The following is a 19138-nucleotide window of genomic DNA, read 5'->3' as shown; positions in this document are numbered from 1 at the left end:
CTTCCATCAGGCAGTTACCCCCGTACGGGTCAGTAAGTCTGCTGCCGAAAGCAATGCGGGAACGTCCTGCTCCAGGCCGCGCTCATAGGCACCATCGACCTGCCCCTTGCGGTATAGAACAAAAGCCCCTTCGACGATCGCGGCGAGCCGCCATAAGGCGAAGACCTGGTAATACTGGAGTTGCGCTATGCTAAGTTCAGTCGTCTGCGCCCACTGCGCGGCCAATTCTGAACCAGAAACCACGCCTCCACGGTTCGATATTCGTTGCACGAAACGAAAGCCCAGGGGGCCATCTTCATCGCGGTTCCACAGCGCAGTGACGAGGCCGAGATCTACCATGGGGTCCGCCAAGGTTGCCATCTCCCAGTCCAGGATAGCATTCACCTTCAGAGCGGTCTCATCCATCAGCGTATTGTCGAGATGATAATCGCAATGAACGATACGGATTGCTTGCGGATCGGGACAGTTCGTCAATAGCCACGCAGCAATCTTGTCGATCTGCGGCAAGACCCTGACTTGGTCCTTCCTTCGCACATCGCGCCAGCGCGTGACCTGCCTTCTCACAAAACTGCGCGCCTTGTCTGGGTCGCCAAGGCCAAGTCCTTCAGGATCGATCACATGAATGCTGGCCAAAGCAGCAATCAGTGCCGCTCCAATTGAGCTACGAGTTTCGATGGAGTCTTGATAACTGACGGGCAGATCTTCGGTGATCGAGACTCCATGCACGAAGCCGGTCAAAGAGAATGGAACGCCTAGTACGGCGGAATCTCCGCACCAGGCTATAGGGTTTGCCACTGGAGCCTTGCCGCCCAGGGCTTCAAGAAATCGGTACTCGCGTTCTATCCCTGCCCCGGCAAGCGCCGATACCGTATCCGCTGGCGGATGACGCAGCACCATTTGCCCTTGAGCAGTATCAACCAGCCTGGTGACGTTGGCATTACCGCCAGTTAGGGTCTGACCAATTACGGCCTCATCAATGCCTGCCTGCTCCTGTGCCCAACGCGCGAACCGACTAGCAGTGTCGCTCAAAGCCCGCACATCAACCCTCCGTCGGTGGCAACGGTGGAGCCGGTCATGTATGTCGATTGCGCTACCCACCACACGACTTCAGCGATCTCTTCTGGTGTACCCTGACGGCCGAGTGGAATCTTTTGATCCATCTGTTCGCGCGCTTTGGCGGAAATCTCGGCGGTCATTTCGGTCGAAACGAAGCCCGGTATGACGAGATTTACACGGATTGCCCGCCTAGCCAGCTCAACCGCCAGCACTTGCGTCATTCCCGCAAGCCCCATTTTGCTAGAACCATAAGCGACATCGCCCGCAAAGCCCCTGAAGCCTACAACCGCACCGATATTGACGATTGCCCCGCCGCCCTCACCGAAGTGTGGTAACAGCGCTCGCACTGTATTGAGCGGACCGCTCAAATTGGTCCTCAACACTGCATCAAAATCTTCGAGATTGATGCGATCAACCAACCCACCGCGATGCAGGCCAGCATTGTTTACGAGCACATCAATCCCGCCCCAGGCCTTACCTACCTGCGCGGCGACGTCGCCCATCGATTGGTGATTGGTGACATCGCCGCGAAGAGAAAGGGCCCGAGGGCCATGCTCGTCGCAAGCTGATTCTGTGCGCGCAAGCATGGCGACCCGACATCCACGTGCCAACGCAGCCTCGGCAATTGCCTTGCCGATACCCCGGGATGCCCCAGTTACCAGCCAGCGTTGACTCTTTTCTTCAGCCATAGCGTTAGAACTTCTGGGTGACGACGACACCGTAAGTGCGGGGTGGACGCGCCGCACCATAGCTCCACAAACCCTGCACGTCGTAGCCAATTGTCCAACCGTCCTCGTTCGCGAGATTACGGCCGAATACGCTGATCTGAGTGTTGTTAATCTGGTAGTTCAGCGATCCGTTGATCAGGTATTGTCCATCATTGCGCAGCGACGGGTTGTTGAGGAATGAAATTTCATGAGCGCCGATGTAATGCACGTCGCCCGAGACCCAGAACTCACCAGGCCCAACAGCGATCTCGTAGGTTGCGCCGAGCGTCCAGTTCCATTCGGGAGCCCTGCGCAGTGCCAGACCCGAGTTGTCGTCGAGAATCCCGTCGTTATTCGTATCGGCGATAAATTCCTTGTACTTCGCATCGAGGTAACCAAGGTTGGCGTTAAACGTGAGGCTGTCCATCGGCCGCGCAGTCAGATCGATCTCGATACCTTTTAGTTCGGCGCTGGACGCGTTGATCGTGCGGTTTTCGCGGCCGGTACCAGTCGGTGCCGGCACATCGACATCTTCCTGCTTATCCTTGTATTTCATCAAGAAGGCCGAAGCATTTAGGCGCACCCTGCGATCCGCAAATTCGGACTTGAAGCCCAGTTCGAAGTTGTCGACGGTCTCCGGCTCGTAAGGCGTTTTCGCGGTGTTTTCAGTAGTAGGTCGGCCCGTGAAGCCACCAGAACGATAGCCGCGCGAATAGAGACCATAGATCATCACGTCTTCGGTAACATCAAACGACAGACTGGCCCTAGGCGTGAACTTCGACCAATCAGCTTCCTCAGGATTGTCTAGGTTGTCGTTCGGCCCGAAGCCGTAGTCGTTGACCCCGCTGGTCTTCTTGTCGTGGGTATAGCGTCCGCCAAGAGTGAGAGTCAGACGGTCACTGATTTTATAGTCGCCCTCGAAAAAAGCCGCGTAGGACTTGGTAGTCTGACGCACTGTTTGCGGAATTGCCAGAATAGTACCGGGGATCGCAAAGCCAATGTAACTTACGAGGTCTATCGTGTAGGCGCTGTCCCAATAGTAACCGCCGACAACAAAGGTCAGCGGCCCGTTACCGCCTTTTGATAGCCGCAGCTCATGAGTATCCTGATGATATACCGCGGGACGGTCCGTATCGTATAGCGTTAACGGGGTTCCATCGAAGTCCTGGGTAATACCTTCGTCTGTTTCCATCCGACCATAGATGTAGTTAACCTCCAAATCGCTGCCGAGATCGTAAGTCGCGCGCGCAATGCCGAGATTCATGTCGAAGAAGGCATTTTTATTGAGGGGCCCGTTGGACACCGACACGTACCGGTCCCCTGACTGCGGGGTCGTTAAATCGACCCGGCACTGCCCGTAAACCGCGCAAAAGAGATCCGATGGCTTAGCCAGATTGTGCAGTTGGGGTGGGTCCTGACGCGTGTTCTGATCATCAAAGCTGAAGCTTAATTCGAGGTTGGGAGTGGGGTTCAGCAGCAATTGGACACCCAGCGCGGTAAACTCGCTGCGCTGTCCATCTTGGTTGTAGAACTCATTGAAGATGTACCCATCGGATTGGCGATAGGCGCCCGTAAACTTCACTGCGGCCCATTCCGTGAGCGGAAAACTAACCAGCCCCTCAGCTTCCACAGTATCGTAATTAGCATAGGTTGCGCGCAACTTGCCCGTCAGTTCGTCGGTCGGACGCGAGCGCGCCAGATTAATGACGCCGCCGATAGCGTTGCGCCCAAACAGGGTGCCTTGCGGACCGCGCAACACCTCGACGCGGTCGATGTCGATCGCCTTCACCAAATTGCCTGATGATGTGCCCAGATAGATCTCGTCAAGCACAACCCCGACCGCTGGATCGACAGATTTTTCCACGTCAGCGACCCCGATGCCCCGAATTGTGGTGGCGGCTACACCGCCTGGCCCCTGCTGCGTATCGTCAATGATCACGTTGGGCGAAGCACTGGCAAAGTCTCGCACGTCCGAATCAAAGCGACGAGCGAGTTCAGCCTGGGATAGCGCGCTCACTGATGCCGAAACGTCCTGCAGGTTTTCCGTCCGCTTGCGGGCCGTAACGACGATCACATCTAGACCGCCGGAGACTTGCACTGGGTCATCGGCGGGGCGTGCATCCTGTGCGAACGCGATCTGAGCTCCAAGTGGTAGAGTGGCGGCCGAAGCCAGAAGGGTTATTGTTCGATAGCGATTGATCATATCTGCTCTTCCTCTCCCAACACCGGACATCTTTGGCCTCGGCGGTTGCCATCCGGCCGCACCTGGCGGCCGTGATTTGCTAACTTGGTGACACATGTCAAATTTGCTTGCTGTCGACAAGCAAATTTTGCTTTCACAATGGATTCCATGTGGGCTTAATCTATCAGGCTTTGCGGTTTTTGCGTTATCCCATTGTATTTCGATGTTTATTCTTCGCGCCAGTCACATCTGTGATTCTTGCTTGTTCTCATCTACTATCTGTGTAGAAGGGCAAGAACGGTTAAATAATGACCACGAGAGGATGATGGGATGGCAGGACGGTTAGCGGGCAAGACAGCGTTGATTTCAGGTGGGGCAAGTGGTCTCGGTGAGGCTCAGGCGACGCTTTTTGCCAGCGAGGGTGCTTCGGTCCTGGTTGGTGATATCCAAGAAGAAAAGGGCGCTCAGGTCGTCGCCGCCATCGAGAAGGAAGGCGGCAAGGCAGCGTTCGTGAGGCTTGACGTCACTGAGACGCAAAGCTGGGACAATGCGGTCACCGAGGCCCTGTCTCGGTTTGGAAAACTTACCACGTTAGTGAACAACGCCGGTATCTTTCATCCAGGAGGGATCGTCGATGAGACATCTGAGGGTTGGAACCGGATGATCGCCATCAATCAAACCGGCGTTTTTCTAGGCATGAAAGCGGCCGCGGCGGCCCTGCAAGAAACCGGCAACGCCTCTATCGTCAACATATCATCGCTATTTGGCCTGATCGGAAGCCCAAGTGCTATCTCCTATCATGCTTCGAAAGCAGCCGTGCGGGTGATGGGCAAGGCGGCAGCACTTGAATTCGCGAAGAAGGGCGTGCGAGTAAATACCATCTTCCCGGGTCAGATCCGCACTCCGATCCTGGGCGATATCACTCCCGAGCAGGACAAGGCAATCAAGGCCATGATCCCCATGGGCGATGCAGGGGATCCGATCGATATTGCCTATGGCAGCCTCTACTTCGCGTCTGACGAGGCGAAGTACGTGTCGGGTGCGGAACTCTGGATCGACGGTGCTTGGTACGCAGGTCAGTAATGCCCACTCAACCAGATTTCACCAAAGGGACGCAGCGTTAATGGCTTGGGATTTTTCAACCGATCCGGATTTCGAACAGCAGCTCGAATGGATGCGAAAATTTGTCGCCGAGGAAATCGAACCGCTCGACCTTGTTTTCCGGTCTCCGGCCGCGCCTTTCGATCCAGCCTCGCCCGCAGCCAAGGCGATGGCGCCTCTTAAGCAGGAAGTTAAGAGCAAGGGCCTGTGGGCCTGTCACTTAGGCCCTGAACTAGGCGGTGGGGGTTTCGGTCAGCTCAAATTGGGCCTCATGAACGAAATTCTCGGCCGCAGCCGCTTTGCGCCAACCGTCTTCGGAACCCAGGCTCCCGATACCGGCAATGCGGAAATCCTCGCGCGCTTTGGATCAGAGGAGCAGAAGCAGAAATATCTTCAGCCGCTGCTCGATGGCGAAATAGTCTCATGCTATTCGATGACCGAGCCTCAGGCCGGCTCCGACCCAGGCCAATTTACGTGCCGCGCCCGTCTCGACGGCAACGAGTGGGTCCTCGACGGCGAGAAGTGGTTTGCCAGCCACGCGTGCATTGCCGAGTTCCTGATCGTCATGGCGATCTCGGATCCGGACGTTAAAGTTCACGAGGGATCGACGATGATCATCGTGCCAAAGGGCACCCCGGGAATGGAGATCATCCGCAACACGGCAGTAGGCCCGAAGGACGAGATTGACGAGGGCGTGCACGGCTATATTCGCTTCACTAATTGCCGCGTACCCGAGAATAGCCGGCTGGGCCCCGCCGGGGAGGGTTTCAAGGTTGCTCAATCGCGCCTTGGAGGTGGGCGAATTCATCACGCGATGCGCACCGTCGGCATGCTCAACAAAGCCATGGAGTACATGAAGGAGCGTGTCGTCAGCCGCCAGACCAAGGGGGAACGACTGGCTGACAAGCAGATGGTCCAGGAAAAAATCGCGGATAGTTACACGCAAATCCTGCAGTTCAGACTGCATGTTCTCTATGCCGCTTGGCTGCTCGACCGCGACCAATCCTATACTCGCCCGGTCCGACGCGAAATTTCCGCTATCAAGGCGGCCATGCCCGGCGTGCTTCAAGACGTTGTCTATCGGGCGCTCCACCTGCACGGCTCGCTCGGCATGTCCAACGAAACGCCGCTGATGGACATGTGGCAATACGTTCCTGAAATGGGCATCGTCGATGGACCGACCGAAGTGCACAAGATCGTTGTCGCCAAGGATATCCTGCGGGACGTCAAACCATCCGATGGTGTGTTTCCTAGCTATCACACCCCCACCCAGCGGGAGGCAGCGCGCGCCAAATTCGCAGCATATCTTGACTGAAGCGATAAGAAAGAGCTGGAAATGAGTGAATCGATTGAGACCCGCCTAGATCGCATGGAAAGCCGGTTCGCGATCCATGAGCTCGTGAGCAATTATTGCCATGGTTTCGATAAACGCGACTGGGACCGGTTCATTGGCATCTGGTGGGAGAACGCGACGTGGGAAATTGGTCCGCCATTCGGCAATTTCGAGGGTCATGAAGGCATCTCCCATGTGACACGGGATATCTTGTGGGACGCATGGCTAGCATCCAGCCATTTCACCACTAATCTAGTCCTCACCTTTGACAGCGATGACAGCGCATCTGGAATCTGCGACGTGGACTGCATCGGAACCACCTCGGATGGCGTGGCCCAGACAATCAGTGCGACTTACCGGGATGATTATGAACGGCGTAGCGGGATCTGGAAAATTCTACGGCGTAGGGTGGCAATGCATCACTTCAGTCCCCTCCCCGGCGTAACCCTCAGCCCTCCGGAATAGGACTAAGCCCATGCCTTATCTAGAAACCAAAAATGGATCTCGCACCTATTTCGAGCATCACCGAGGCGAGAAATTGCCAATGGTTTTCATCCATGGCTGGGGAATGTCGGGCGAGTACTGGAACTCGGCAGCCGAGGCCCTGACCGCCTCGGGACACGGTGCTATCTTAATTGATCATCGCGCCTGTGGACGGTCAGACCGTGATTTTGATGACCTTTCAATCGACGCAATTGCGAGTGACGTCGAAGCAATCGTCAAAGGTAGCGGCCTCGATCGGGTCGCACTCAATGGCTGGTCGCTCGGCGGCGCGGTCGCAGTCGCCGCCGCTGACCTTCTTGCTGACAAAATCGCCGGCTTGGTACTCACATGTGCTGCATCTCCGCGTTATGTGCAGGGCGAAGATTTTCCTCATGGGGGCACACCGGAAGACGTTTCTGCGATCGCTGGAGCAATTACAGCTGATCGGGCGGGGTTCTTCAGAACCTTAGCGCAAGGCGCCGCAGCTGAAGGAGCCAATCCGGCCTTAATCGACTGGTTCGAACGGGGCTTCCTGGCAAGTGGGCCGCGCGCAAGCGAAACCCTTATGGGCCTCGTTACTCTCGATCAGCGAGATATGTTGGCTGGCTTCCGGTTCCCAATCTTATCGATCGGGGGCGGTAAGGACACGATCGCGGATCCCGCAATTGCCGGCTATGCCGCCCAATGCGCCGCTAATGGAACGCTTCTGACGTTCGAGGATAGCGGGCACTCCCCGCACCTGGAAGATCCTGTCCGCTATCACGAAGCCCTTCTGTCATTTCTAGGAGAGTTGAAGTGAAGAACTCGCACGCCGCCGGTCTCGCCGCGCTGCTCAAACCGCTGCACGAACCCTTCGAACTGAAATCGTTCCGACCGAAAAATCGCTTTTGCATGGCGCCGATGTCCCGCTATTTTGCACCAGGCGGCTTGCTGACTGAAGATGGTGCTAATTATTATCGCCGACGCGCTGCCGCGGAAATCGGCACGATCATCACTGAAGGCACGGGCGTCGCCATCGATCACACTGTCGCCGCCGACAACGTACCGATATTTGCCGGGCAAGAGCCCCTCGCCGCTTGGAAAGGCGCGGTCGACGCCGTCCATGCCGAAGGCGGAATGTTCGTCCCGCAACTATGGCACGTCGGCGGCTGCGAGGATTTCAACTACCCTGATTCCCCGCATGCACCGCTGGTCAGCCCATCCGGCTTTGCCGGCCCCGATGTGCCGGGCGGCCGCGCGATGACCGAGAGCGACATCGCCGACACTGCGGCGGCCTTCGCCCATTCGGCGCGGGCCGCAAAGGAAATGGGCTGCGATGCCATCGAATTGCACGGCGCCCACGGATACATCTTCGACCAGTTCTTCTGGGATAAGACTAACCTCAGGGAGGATCGCTATGGCGGACCTGACATCGCCGACCGAGCGACGTTCACCGCCGAGGTCGTCGCCGCTTGCCGCGAGGCGGTCGGGGAGGACTTCGCCATCATCTTGCGCGTTTCGCAATGGAAGACCTACGACTACGACGCGAAACTGGCGCGCGATCCTGATGAAATGCACCGCTGGCTCGAACCACTTGTGCAGGCAGGAGTGGACATCTTCCACGCTTCCCAGCGCCGCTTCTGGGAACCGGAATTCGACGGCGACCCCAAAAATCTTGGCGGATGGATCAAAGAAGTGACCGGCAAACCGGTCATCACGGTAGGCTCGATCGGCATGGACCGCGACCTTATGCAGGATTTTGTCGAAGGTGTTTCCTCGCCAATGCTCAATCGCATGGAGGAATTGGTCGCGATGTTCGAGCGCGGCGAATTCGATCTTGTCGCGCTTGGCCGGGTCCTACTCGCCGATCCTGATTGGCTGATTAAGATCGAGCAAGGGCGCATTGAAGAGTTGACTTCATACGACCGCGCCGTCGCGCTCGAGCAATATGAACACAACTGACTTTGATATTGATCGACTGGCCGGCTGGCTTCTTCTCGAAGTAGCGGGCTTCGCCGGTCCGCTTTCAGTCAAGCGCTTCGCCGGCGGTCAGTCAAATCCAACCTACTGCCTGGAGACCCCAAGCCGCAACTACGTGCTGCGCAAGAAGCCATCTGGAAAGCTGCTGAAGGGCGCCCACGCCGTCGAGCGCGAAGCATGGATTATGTCCGCACTCGCGGACACCGGTGTCCCGGTACCGGCCATCCATGCCGTATGTGAGGACGAGGCCATCATCGGCACGAGTTTCTTCGTCATGGAGCTGGTCAAGGGTCGGATCTTTTGGGACGCCACCTTCCCCGATGTGCCAAACGCCGAACGCCCGGCATATTTCGAAGCAATGAACGAGACGATCGCGCGGCTGCATACCGTAAATTACGCGGCGGCGGGACTTTCCGACTTCGGCAGACCAGGGCAATATCTCGAACGGCAAATCGCCTTGTGGAGCAGGCAATATCTCGCAGATGAGGCAGCTGGCCGCGATCCGGCCATGGACGAGTTGATCGCCTGGCTACCGAAAAATATCCCAGAGGGCCAGCGGACGACAATTTGCCACGGTGATTTCCGCTGCGACAACATGATTTTTCACCCGTCGGAGCCACGCATCCTCGCCGTGCTGGACTGGGAACTGTCGACCCTAGGCAACCCGTTTGCGGACTTTGCCTATCACGCCATGATGTATCGGATGCCGCCAGACATCGTCGCCGGCTTGGCGGGTGCGGACCGTTCCGGCCTGAATATTCCGAGCGAACAAGACTACGTATCCGCATATTGTCGGCGTTTAGGAATTTCCGAAATTCCGGGCTGGGAATACTTCATCGCATTCAACTTGTTCCGCCTCGCTGCGATTTTCCATGGCATCAAGGGGCGGGTCATCCGCGGAAACGCCGCCAGTGACGAGGCGCGTACGCGCGCCGCCAATTTACCACGCTTGATCGCCCTCGCCCACGCCACAATGATGCGATGCCGATGAGCCGCGCAACGAGGATCTTCGCAAAAAAATACAGGAGCTGTCAGCGTCGAGGCAGGTAGCCTGGCTGACGGATTGACTGGCAATCCCCCCTATCAGACGCCGCTCTGCCAAAGCCGCCCTTCGTTCATCGAACCAGAATCCAGTTCCTGAATGACCGCTTCGTCGGACACTCCGGAACGTCTCCTTTCGGACGTCAAACCGCCTAAGCTGCCGTTCGTTCATCTATCCCGATTCAAGGTTCTGAACGACCGCTTCGTCGGACGATCCGGAAAGTCCGCTCTTGGGGTGGCGCACGCGATTAGCTGCCGTTCATTCACATAGTGGAAAAACCACGGCATTGTGCCCGTTGCGAGATTCGAGATCGCTGTTGTAGGTAAGGATTACTCCGCTGCCGCGCGCCGCGCATTGTAGCGCTGCGCTCCGTCCCAGGCCGCGGCTTGCGCCGGTCATGATTGCGATGGTCATATCGTGGGTCCTTATTGTGGGACCCCTGTCTACGCCGCCACGCCCACCTCTGCGCCTCCTGTTTCTGCCCGGATATTGCCTGTTCCTGCTTTGTCATCTGGAGGATGCTGCTGATTGGGGACACCTTGCTGCCTGACTAGCGGCGGCCGCTGCGAATACGTCTTTCCGGAACCGGTTACGGGCGAAAATTGCGGGCTTGCAGGCCATATTTGGCAAGTTTGTCATACAAGGTCTTGCGGGGAATATCCAAACTGCGCTGAACTTCTGCGACACTGCCACCAGCACGTCGCATTGCATCTTCGAGCAGGGTTCGTTCGAAGTTGCCAACCAATTCCTGGAGGCTCACTGCCTTCGCGCCGGGGGTCGCAGGCTGGGCGAGCCGCGTCAGGCCGAGAACGAAATTCTGCGCGAACATCCGCAACTCCCGAAGATTGCCGGGCCAGTCGTGATTGACAAGATGTTGCCACTCGATCTCGCTGAGATCCCCAGCTGACCGCTCGAGGCTGCGTTCAAATTCAGCAACAAACATGCGGAACATCTCCGGAATATCATCTCGCCTCTCGATCAGCTTGGGTAAAATGACGGTAATTCCGCTGAGCCTGCCCTCAAGCCCGCGATCGTGTACCGGCGCCATTTCTTCGCTCGGGTTGGGCGATGTGGTGGTTCCGATTATCCTGATGTCCACATTCCGGGGACGGTCGGCACCGAGGGCCATGAAGCTTCGGTGGTCAAACAGGCTGATCAAACGGGGCTGGTCGTCTAAAGGAATACTTTCCAGCGCTTCGATGACGAGTGTCCCGCCATTTGCCCTCTCAACCATGCCGGATCTCGAGAGCGCGATGGAAGGATCGCGGCCGTAAACCAGAACATTGGCTTCCTCATTTGCGAAAACACCCGGATCGAGGATTACGAACGGTCGATTGCGACGCGGGCTGAGGTCATGGACCAAGCGTGCGATGTGGCTTTTGCCGGTGCCTTGTGCGCCGCAAATCAGCAGATCGGCATCGGTTTGCGCCACTTCATGCACGATCCGTTCCGTGCGGCTTGCCAGCGAGGACGAACCCATCCAGCCAGCCTTGGTGCGACCTTCAAGTTCGGAGCGAAGTCGGCGATTTTCCAGCACCAGCATGCGTTTGTCTGCCGCCCGTGAAACTGATCGGACCAACCGGTCGATTGAGTACGGCTTTGTGAAGAAATCCGCCGCGCCGTCCTTCATGGCATTTACGGCCATCGAAACATCCCCGTGGGCGGTGGTGAAGATTATCGGAATGTCCCTGTCGATCTCGCGAAGACGGGCAAAAAACTCAATTCCATCAAGGCCCGGCAAGCGAACGTCGCTGACGACGACTCCGCCGAATTCAGGACCGATCTCGCGCAAGGCGGCACCAGCTGCCGAAAACGGTGCGACATCGAAGCCTTCAAGTTGCAGCGCCTGAACCGTCCCTGCTCTGAGGCTTTCGTCATCTTCTACGAGGACTACCAAGACGCGATCGCCGCTCATTGTGTATGCGGAATGATCATGGTGAAGCACGTCCGCTGTTCGCCATCATTGAAGACGAGATCGCCGCCATGGTCACGCATGATATCACGCGAGATAACCAGGCCGAGGCCCAGACCATCCGGTTTGGTCGTGGCGAAGGGGTGAAACAGCTGCGCTGAATCTTCCGCTCCGATACCCGCTCCGCTATCCAGCACGCGCAGGCCGACCTTGTCATCGATCAGAGAAACCTCGATGACGATTTCTCCATTTTTGTCTACCGCATCCAGCGCATTCTGGAGGAGGTTCACGAGAACCTGTTCAAGCCTGACGTGTTCGGCGACAACAGCGATGTCGAGCATTTCTGCCGCCGGCACCCGCAGCGTCACGTTCATCGACATGATCCGGTCGCGCAGCAGCAGAAGCGCCCCGTCCACGATCTCACCAATCTGGACCAGGCGCCGGGGCCCAGGCTGCCGCTGGCTGAAACGGCGCAATTCGCCTGTTATCAGCCCGAGCCGGTCGGCAAGCCCCACGATTTCTCGGAAGTTCGCCGACGCGTCGTCAACCCGGCCGCAACCTATCAATTTCACCCCATTTTCCGCGAAGACGCGCATCGCCGCAACGGGCTGCCCGATCTCGTGCCCCACGCCGGCAGAGATCTGGCCAAGCGTTGCCAAGCGGTTCGCCTGTGACAATTGATCACGCAAGGTGCGCGTGCGTTGCGCCACCATCTCTTCCTGCAAGGATTCCCTCCTGCGGCGTACGAAAAACATGGCAAAGGCGAGCGCAACCGTCGTGGCGAGCGCAAGCGCAACTGCCAGCCTGCCACTGGCTATGGCAGCCGCGGCGCTACGTCCCGGATCGACCAGCAGGTGCAAGTCCCAACCTTCAGAAGAAATTGGCTGTAAGGTGTCAAGCAGTGGCGCTTCGACAATCTCTCGCTTCTCGCTGCCTCGAGCACTGCCGATTAGAAGTGGTTCCAGCTTGGCGAGGCCGAAGCGTTTCTTATCCTGCCCAACATTGCGAGGGCGCGACTGGCCTTCCTCGGTCAACCGAAAGCGCCAGATCGGATTGGTCGCGAGAAGAGCAACGCCGCTGGCATCTGTGACGTAAACACCGTCAGTTGCTTTTCGCCAGCTTTCCTCAAGCTTATCGAATTCGATCTTCACGGCCACAACGCCGAGTGGATCCGCGGCCGAGCCAATTCTGCGAGCGATATACAGCCCCGGTTTTCGGCTGACAGTGCCAAGCGCGAATTCGGTGGAGGTACCCTGGGTCAAAGCATGCCGAAAATATTGCCGGAACGAATAGTTGGAACCAATAAAGCTAGTCGGCTGATTCCAATTGCTTGCAGCGCGGGTCAAACCACTTTTGTCCATCACGTAGATTGCTGCGGAACCTGATTGCTTCGCCAGATTCGCGAGCCGGATGTCGAGATCTCCGGTCTGGCTTGGGTCGCCCTCTAGGAATTCTCGAACCTGAAGATCTCCCGCCAACGCGATAGGAAGCAGGCTCACCTTGTCGAGCTCACTTCTCAGTCCGGCTGCAAGGATTTCCGCATCGTCACGAGCAGCGGCTTTTTCCTGGGAGAGCGCACGCGAATACATGACCCGGTCAACGGACCAGATCAGGCCGGCTAACAATGCCAGGCCAGCGATCGCGGCCAAGCCCAGTCGCCGACGATCAAATGGGACAAAATCAAGGAGACGGAGCATGCGGGGTTTGTGCGGTAATCCGCACGATATGCAAACTATATGTGCGGAAACCCGCACAAGGTTGTGTAGTGAATCAACTCAAGCCATTGTTTTGTATAACTAAGAATATGTCAGCTCCGAAACTATGCCAAGCGGTTCAGGGCGCTTATCATCGACATCAGAAAAATATAATTTGTGGCGAGAGAGTGAGCAATGGCACTGGCAGCGACTACTGATGGAGAACGTGTGCAAGCCCCGAAGCTTCCGTTCTATCGGCATCTGTATTTTCAGGTCATAACTGCCATTATTCTCGGCGCCGCAGTCGGTCACATGTTTCCGGAATGGGGCTCCTCGCTGAAGCCGCTCGGGGATGGCTTTATCGCTTTGGTCAAAATGATCATCGCCCCGGTCATTTTCCTGACAGTCGCTACCGGAATAGCCGGGATGAAGGACATGACGGCGGTGGGAAGCGTCGCCGGCAAGGCCTTTGTCTATTTCCTGTTCTTTTCGACCATCGCGCTCATCATCGGTTTGGTTGTGGCAAACGTGGTGCAGCCAGGTGCCGGGCTCAACATCGATCCCGCGTCGCTCGATACCACCGCGGTGGCAGCCTATGCGGAGACTGCGGAAGAACAGACTATCTCTGCCTTCTTGCTGGGCATCATTCCAACCACCCTGTTCAGTGCCCTGACCAGCGGATCAATCCTCCAGGTGCTGCTGATAGCAATCCTGTCCGGTGTCGCCATCGCGACAACACGGCCGCACAGCGATCTCGTGTTTGACGTGCTCGGATCATTCAACGAAGTGATTTTCAAGCTTGTTCACATGTTGATGAAGTTCGCACCGATCGGCGCTTTCGGGGCAATCGCCTTCACCATCGGCGAATTCGGGATCGGTTCGCTCGCCAGCCTCGCCGCGTTGGTTGCCACTTTTTACCTGACTTCCTTGCTGTTTGTGCTGGTGGTCTTGGGCACTGTTGCACGCCTTGCGGGCTTCACAATCTTTGGCCTCATCAAGTACCTGCGCGAAGAGCTTCTGCTGGTTCTCGGCACATCCTCGTCAGAAGCAGCGCTGCCCAGCCTGATGGAGAAAATGGAAATAGCCGGTTGCCGCAAGACGGTGGTCGGGCTTGTCGTACCGACCGGGTACTCTTTTAATCTGGACGGCACCAACATCTACATGACCCTCGCCGCGCTATTTATCGCGCAGGCCGTGGGTATCGAACTTTCCCTTGGCGAACAGATCACCTTGGTGCTGGTGGCGATGATCAGTTCCAAAGGCGCGGCGGGTGTTACCGGAGCCGGTTTCGTGATCCTGGCTGCCACGTTGTCGGTTATTCCCTCGGTTCCAGTGGCCGGGATGGCACTGATCCTGGGCATTGACCGTTTCATGAGTGAATGCCGTGCGCTCACCAATTTCATCGGCAATGCGGTCGCTACCATCGTGGTCGCGAAGTGGGAGAACGCGCTCGACACCCAGCGCCTCGCTGCAGCCATGGCCGGCAATCCAATGCCGCTTCCCGAAGCAGATATCGAGCACCACGAGCGAACTGGTCCGTATAGCGAAGGCATGGCAGCGGTAGTCGGAGAAGTGCCATGATCTCCCGCCGTACGATTATCACCGGCGCCTCGATGCTGATTTCGGCAATAAGCTTGTCCACTGGCTCTGTGCTGAACGCCCATGATTTCGAAGAAATACCGCTTTGGCTCGGCAAGGCGCCTGGCAATGGCGAGGTCAGCGGACCCGAGAAGGTCGGGGCCGAAGGCGCCGGGTATGGGGCAGTATCGAACGTTTCGAACCCACGCATGAGGGTCTACCGCCCCAATGCACCAAACGGGACCGCAATACTGGTTATTGGCGGCGGCGGGTACTTCCGGATTCAGTTATGGAAGGAAAGCACGCCTGCAGCCAAGTGGCTGCAGCTTAGGGGCTACACTGTTTTCGAGCTGATACACCGACTTCCGGGGGACGGTTGGGACGCTGCAGTTCCATTCATGGATGCGCAGCGGGCGATGAAGATTATCCGTCATCGCGCTAATGAATTCGGCATTCGGTCCGACCGCATCGGCATCATGGGCTTTTCGGCAGGGGGCCATCTGGCGGGTTACACGGCGCTGAACCCGGGCCAGGCATTGTACGAGGGACGCGACACATTCGAAGCGGCATCGGCGCGGCCCGATTTCGCCGCGCTACTTTTCCCCGTGGTCTCGCTGCGCAAACCATTTGATACCACCCGAACCCGGCGCGAGATTGTCGGCCGCGAACCCTCACTCGCTGCGCAGGAAGCCTGGTCGCTCGACACGCATGTCTCGAAAGACGCTCCGCCGACGATCCTGTTTTCCTCGGCCGACGATCCGATCACGCCGCCCGGCCACAACATTGCACTTTTCGAAGCACTGAATGGTGCCGGCGCAAACGTCGAGATGCACATTTTTTCGGCCGGCGGCCACGGATGGGGCCTGGGTAAGCCAGAGCAGACTCTGAGCCAGTGGCCGACATTGTTCGATACCTGGCTCGCAAGCACCATGAATAAAAAGAATTGATTGGGAGGAACACAAACATGCACATCAAGAAAATCGCGAAGCTGGCGCTATTAGGCAGTACGAGCCTGCTCGCGGCGACGGCCGCTGCTGCTCAGGAACAGCCGGCCGCTGCGCCCGAAACCAGCACCACCGGCCCTGCCGAGTCGACGGTCGGAAACAATACCGAGATCGTCGTCACCGGCACCCAGATCCAGGGCGCGCAGATCAACGATATCCTGCCCGTCACCGTGGTCGACGAACAGGAAATCGAGAACTCGGGAGCCAGTTCTGGCGACGAAATCTTTCGTTCAATTCCTCAAGCCGGGACGGTCGCGTTCAACGAGCAGAACAATTCGTCACAGAACAGCGCACGCGGTGATGTCGGATCGATCAATCTGCGCGACCTTGGTACCGGCAATACGCTGTTGCTGATTAATGGCCGGCGAATGACCCTGCATCCGGGTTTCCAGACCGAACTTCTGGTTCCCGTAGTTTCGTCCGATACGAACGAGATTGCTCCAGGCAGCGTCCGGCGGATCGAGGTCCTGCGCGACGGGGCCTCGGCTATATATGGCGCCGACGCGGTTGCAGGTGTGGTCAATACTGTCCTCAAAGGCGGCTTGAAGGGAGGTTTCGTCGAAGCCGATGTCCGCTTGTCAGACGGGACCGGCCTCTACAATTATTCGATCAATGGAGGGTTGGGTTTCGATTTCGGTGGCGGCCGCGGCAACCTGACCGTTTACGGTGGCTATTTTCACGAGAACGGCCTTCTTGCCAACAAACGCGATTATGCCGGCGAAGAAAACCGGCTCCCGTTGGTCGAAGGCACCGAATTCGAGGGCGATGCGTCGTTCAACAACCGAAATACTTTCGGCCCCTTTGGTCAGTTCGACATTCAGGCACCGTCGAACCGCACACCGATTGGGGACGACGACTTCTACCTTCAGCCGGGCACATTTCCTGGTTGCCGCCTGGATTTCGGCGGCGGGATTTGCGCGCGCAACGGCACCACGCCGACGAGCGACGTGCGCTACAACACCAATTTCGGCAACCACCTGATCAGTCGCAAGAGCCGCTACAATGCGCTCGCTTTGCTGAGCTACGAAATTACCGACAGCCTGGAGGCCTATTTCGAGGGAAGCTATTACCGGTCGGAAAACCGCCGCAATATCGAGGCATCGGCGATCCTTAGCGCCGTGCCCGTCGGCATTTCGCGCACCGCCTACTGGAACCCGTTCGGCCCCGTGGGCAGCCCGAACCGCCTGCCGGGTACGACCATCGCCGCCGGTGGTGCCGACCTCATCATGGAGCGCTATCGCTTTGTGGATGTCGGCAATCGCGACGTGTCGGTCGACAAGGACAACTTCCGGCTCGTTGGCGGCCTGCGCGGCGACTTCGGCGCATGGGACTTCGATGCCGGGCTGCTGTATTCGGAATCGAAATCGCTCGATCTGGCGCGCAACCGCGTTTCCCTTACCTTGATGCAACAAGCAATCAACCGCACAACGCCCGATGCCTACAACCCGTTTAACGGCGGCTGCCTTGGGGATCCGGGGGAAGGCGATTGCACGCCCAACGCTGCGTCCGTGATAGATTCGTTCCGGATCGACGTGTTCCGCAAGGGTGGGACCAGTCTGGCGCTGGCTGATTTCAAGGTCAGCCGCAACGACCTGTTCCAGCTTCCAGGCGGCGACGTCGGTGTGGCGGCCGGGGTTGAGTGGCGGCATGAGACGTTCTTTGACGATCGCGATCCGCGTCTGGACGGCACCATTTCCTTTACCGATAGCGTCACGGGAGTCTTCAACGGCAGCGATGTCGCCGGCACCAGCGAAACGCCGGATAGCAGCGGTAACCGCGATGTTTATTCGGCGTTCGCGGAAGTGTTCGTTCCGATCGTAAGTCCCGACATGGACATTCCTTTGGTGCATGAACTCAACCTTCAGGTAGCAGGCCGTATTGAGCGTTTCAGCGATATCAAGGCCACCGCGAAAGTGCCGCGCATTGCCGCCTCGTGGACGACGGTGCCAGGGGTCACATTCCGTGGCGCGTGGTCGCAAGGCTTCCGCGCTCCCAACCTCGTCCAGGTGAACGACTCCGGGACCACCCGCTCCAACACGCGCGACGATTTCGTAGTCTGCCAGGCACAGGTCGAGAAAGGGCTACTGGACGGCCTGGACGGCTGCTTCGGCGCGGGCGTGATCAGTTTTCGTACAGGCGGCGAGAACCTCAAGCCGGAGAAAAGCGAGAGCATCAACCTCGGTATAGTTCTTGAACCGGCCTTCGTCCCCGGCCTTACGTTGACGGCGGACTATTGGCGCGTGAAACAGAAAGGTCTTGTCGGCACATTCGGAGACGACAACGCGATCGCGCTCGATTTCTTGCGCCGGCTCAATGGCGGCAGCAATCCCAACGTTATCCGCGAAGCGCCGACAGCGGAGGATATCGTACTGTTCACCGGCACTAGCCTGGACCCTGCTGGGAAGATCATCCAGGTCCTCGATCCCTATCTGAATCTCGACAGCCGAGTTTCTAAGGGTTGGGATTTCGGTCTGCATTACCGGGTACCGGATTTCGGGCTAGGCAAGTTCCGGGTACGGCTAAATGCGGCTCGCCTTCTGGGCTTCGTCCAGAGCGCCGGTCCTGACGGGCAAGAAATTCTCGATGCAATCGCTGCCGGCATCCTGCCCCTCGACGTGACCGTCGGAGGTCTTGGTGAATTGCTCGAAGTCGATGGCCGTCCAAAATGGCGGGCCAGTGGATCGATCAATTGGGAAGAAGGCCCGGTAGATATCGGGGTATTCGGAGCCTATGTCGGTTCGTTCTACGATACCAGCGTAGTCCGCGATGAGCTCATTGTGTCCGATGATCCGAACGCCAATTTCTATCCGATCGATGATCAGTTCACGATGAATGTCTCTATCGCCTATTCGATCAATAACAACACCGCTCTTGATGGAACCCGCTTGCGCTTTGCCATCAATAACTTGTTCGACAAGGATCCGCCGCTGGCTGATGAATCCTATGGCTTTTACAGCGATCTGCACAGTCCGCGCGGGCGGCAGTTTGCGGTCGAGCTCAGGAAAAAGTTCTAACCTTGTGACACGATACCGGACATGGTTGCTGCTGGGCGGTGTGTTGGTCTTCTTGGGGGCGTGTGCGGGGGCG

General features: G+C 57.7%; 15 protein-coding genes. 9 read left to right on the top strand and 6 right to left on the bottom strand.

Features of this window, described 5'->3' with window-relative positions; translation table 11 throughout:
• Positions 1-6: 6 nt before the first annotated feature.
• Genes GRI65_RS12870 through GRI65_RS12860 form a run of 3 tightly spaced genes read right to left on the bottom strand, consistent with a single transcriptional unit; the run spans position 7 to position 3966 of the window.
• Positions 7-1029, bottom strand: coding sequence for a phosphotransferase family protein (locus GRI65_RS12870; protein WP_160756959.1), 1023 nt, complete (start codon positions 1027-1029; stop codon positions 7-9).
• Positions 1026-1745 (bottom strand): SDR family NAD(P)-dependent oxidoreductase, encoded by a 720-nt coding sequence (locus GRI65_RS12865; RefSeq protein ID WP_160756958.1) that lies wholly within the window; start codon positions 1743-1745, stop codon positions 1026-1028. Before GRI65_RS12865 ends, GRI65_RS12870 begins: the two co-directional genes overlap by 4 nt.
• A gap of 4 nt (positions 1746-1749) precedes the next feature.
• The gene (locus GRI65_RS12860) at positions 1750-3966 is read right to left on the bottom strand and encodes a TonB-dependent receptor (RefSeq protein ID WP_160756957.1); all 2217 of its coding nucleotides are present in this window, start codon (positions 3964-3966) and stop codon (positions 1750-1752) included.
• A gap of 309 nt (positions 3967-4275) precedes the next feature.
• Between GRI65_RS12860 and GRI65_RS12855 the strand changes: the two genes are divergently transcribed.
• Genes GRI65_RS12855 through GRI65_RS12830 form a run of 6 tightly spaced genes read left to right on the top strand, consistent with a single transcriptional unit; the run spans position 4276 to position 9812 of the window.
• Positions 4276-5028: a glucose 1-dehydrogenase gene (locus GRI65_RS12855; protein WP_160756956.1), complete on the top strand. Its 753-nt coding sequence runs from the start codon at positions 4276-4278 to the stop codon at positions 5026-5028.
• Between the two features lie 40 nt (positions 5029-5068).
• Positions 5069-6361: an acyl-CoA dehydrogenase family protein gene (locus GRI65_RS12850; protein ID WP_160756955.1), complete on the top strand. Its 1293-nt coding sequence runs from the start codon at positions 5069-5071 to the stop codon at positions 6359-6361.
• 21 nt (positions 6362-6382) lie between these two features.
• Entirely contained in the window at positions 6383-6844 is a 462-nt protein-coding gene (locus GRI65_RS12845) for a nuclear transport factor 2 family protein (protein ID WP_202391311.1), read from the top strand.
• Between the two features lie 10 nt (positions 6845-6854).
• Positions 6855-7661, top strand: a complete 807-nt coding sequence (locus GRI65_RS12840) for an alpha/beta fold hydrolase (protein WP_160756954.1) — start codon at positions 6855-6857, stop codon at positions 7659-7661.
• On the top strand, positions 7658-8803 hold the full coding sequence (locus GRI65_RS12835; protein ID WP_160756953.1) for an oxidoreductase: 1146 nt from the start codon (positions 7658-7660) through the stop codon (positions 8801-8803). Before GRI65_RS12840 ends, GRI65_RS12835 begins: the two co-directional genes overlap by 4 nt.
• Positions 8790-9812 carry a phosphotransferase family protein gene (locus GRI65_RS12830; protein ID WP_160756952.1) on the top strand — a complete coding sequence of 341 codons (1023 nt, stop codon included), beginning with the start codon at positions 8790-8792 and terminating at the stop codon, positions 9810-9812. Before GRI65_RS12835 ends, GRI65_RS12830 begins: the two co-directional genes overlap by 14 nt.
• Before the next feature lie 309 nt (positions 9813-10121).
• On the opposite strand, the gene GRI65_RS12825 is transcribed toward GRI65_RS12830, so the two are convergent.
• The 3 genes from GRI65_RS12825 to GRI65_RS12815 form a co-directional block, all read right to left on the bottom strand.
• Complete coding sequence (locus tag GRI65_RS12825) at positions 10122-10277, bottom strand: hypothetical protein (RefSeq protein ID WP_202391310.1); 156 nt, start codon at positions 10275-10277, stop codon at positions 10122-10124.
• A 175-nt stretch (positions 10278-10452) separates the two neighbouring features.
• Positions 10453-11778: a sigma-54-dependent transcriptional regulator gene (locus GRI65_RS12820; protein ID WP_160756951.1), complete on the bottom strand. Its 1326-nt coding sequence runs from the start codon at positions 11776-11778 to the stop codon at positions 10453-10455.
• The gene (locus GRI65_RS12815) at positions 11775-13424 is read right to left on the bottom strand and encodes an ATP-binding protein (protein WP_160756950.1); all 1650 of its coding nucleotides are present in this window, start codon (positions 13422-13424) and stop codon (positions 11775-11777) included. Before GRI65_RS12815 ends, GRI65_RS12820 begins: the two co-directional genes overlap by 4 nt.
• A gap of 240 nt (positions 13425-13664) precedes the next feature.
• On the opposite strand from GRI65_RS12815, the gene GRI65_RS12810 reads away from it, so the two are divergent.
• Genes GRI65_RS12810 through GRI65_RS12800 form a run of 3 tightly spaced genes read left to right on the top strand, consistent with a single transcriptional unit; the run spans position 13665 to position 19065 of the window.
• On the top strand, positions 13665-15050 hold the full coding sequence (locus tag GRI65_RS12810) for a dicarboxylate/amino acid:cation symporter (protein WP_160756949.1): 1386 nt from the start codon (positions 13665-13667) through the stop codon (positions 15048-15050).
• Positions 15047-15994, top strand: coding sequence for an alpha/beta hydrolase (locus GRI65_RS12805; protein WP_160756948.1), 948 nt, complete (start codon positions 15047-15049; stop codon positions 15992-15994). The genes GRI65_RS12810 and GRI65_RS12805 overlap by 4 nt, the downstream gene beginning before the upstream one ends.
• Positions 15995-16011: 17 nt before the next feature.
• Positions 16012-19065, top strand: coding sequence for a TonB-dependent receptor domain-containing protein (locus tag GRI65_RS12800; RefSeq protein WP_160756947.1), 3054 nt, complete (start codon positions 16012-16014; stop codon positions 19063-19065).
• Positions 19066-19138: the final 73 nt, after the last annotated feature.

Source organism: Allopontixanthobacter sediminis, from assembly GCF_009828115.1.
In the GTDB taxonomy this organism is placed as follows: domain Bacteria; phylum Pseudomonadota; class Alphaproteobacteria; order Sphingomonadales; family Sphingomonadaceae; genus Allopontixanthobacter; species Allopontixanthobacter sediminis.
This window is presented reverse-complemented; position numbering and strand designations above follow the sequence as displayed.

Bases quoted from the DNA above. Each gene is read 5' to 3' on its own strand.
- GRI65_RS12865 (WP_160756958.1), bottom strand. From the start codon at position 1,745: ATGGCTGAAGAAAAGAGTCAACGCTGGCTGGTAACTGGGGCATCCCGG.
- GRI65_RS12860 (WP_160756957.1), bottom strand. From the start codon at position 3,966: ATGATCAATCGCTATCGAACAATAACCCTTCTGGCTTCGGCCGCCACT.
- GRI65_RS12855 (WP_160756956.1), top strand. From the start codon at position 4,276: ATGGCAGGACGGTTAGCGGGCAAGACAGCGTTGATTTCAGGTGGGGCA.
- GRI65_RS12850 (WP_160756955.1), top strand. From the start codon at position 5,069: ATGGCTTGGGATTTTTCAACCGATCCGGATTTCGAACAGCAGCTCGAA.
- GRI65_RS12845 (WP_202391311.1), top strand. From the start codon at position 6,383: ATGAGTGAATCGATTGAGACCCGCCTAGATCGCATGGAAAGCCGGTTC.
- GRI65_RS12840 (WP_160756954.1), top strand. From the start codon at position 6,855: ATGCCTTATCTAGAAACCAAAAATGGATCTCGCACCTATTTCGAGCAT.
- GRI65_RS12830 (WP_160756952.1), top strand. From the start codon at position 8,790: ATGAACACAACTGACTTTGATATTGATCGACTGGCCGGCTGGCTTCTT.
- GRI65_RS12825 (WP_202391310.1), bottom strand. From the start codon at position 10,277: ATGACCATCGCAATCATGACCGGCGCAAGCCGCGGCCTGGGACGGAGC.
- GRI65_RS12820 (WP_160756951.1), bottom strand. From the start codon at position 11,778: ATGAGCGGCGATCGCGTCTTGGTAGTCCTCGTAGAAGATGACGAAAGC.
- GRI65_RS12810 (WP_160756949.1), top strand. From the start codon at position 13,665: ATGGCACTGGCAGCGACTACTGATGGAGAACGTGTGCAAGCCCCGAAG.
- GRI65_RS12805 (WP_160756948.1), top strand. From the start codon at position 15,047: ATGATCTCCCGCCGTACGATTATCACCGGCGCCTCGATGCTGATTTCG.
- GRI65_RS12800 (WP_160756947.1), top strand. From the start codon at position 16,012: ATGCACATCAAGAAAATCGCGAAGCTGGCGCTATTAGGCAGTACGAGC.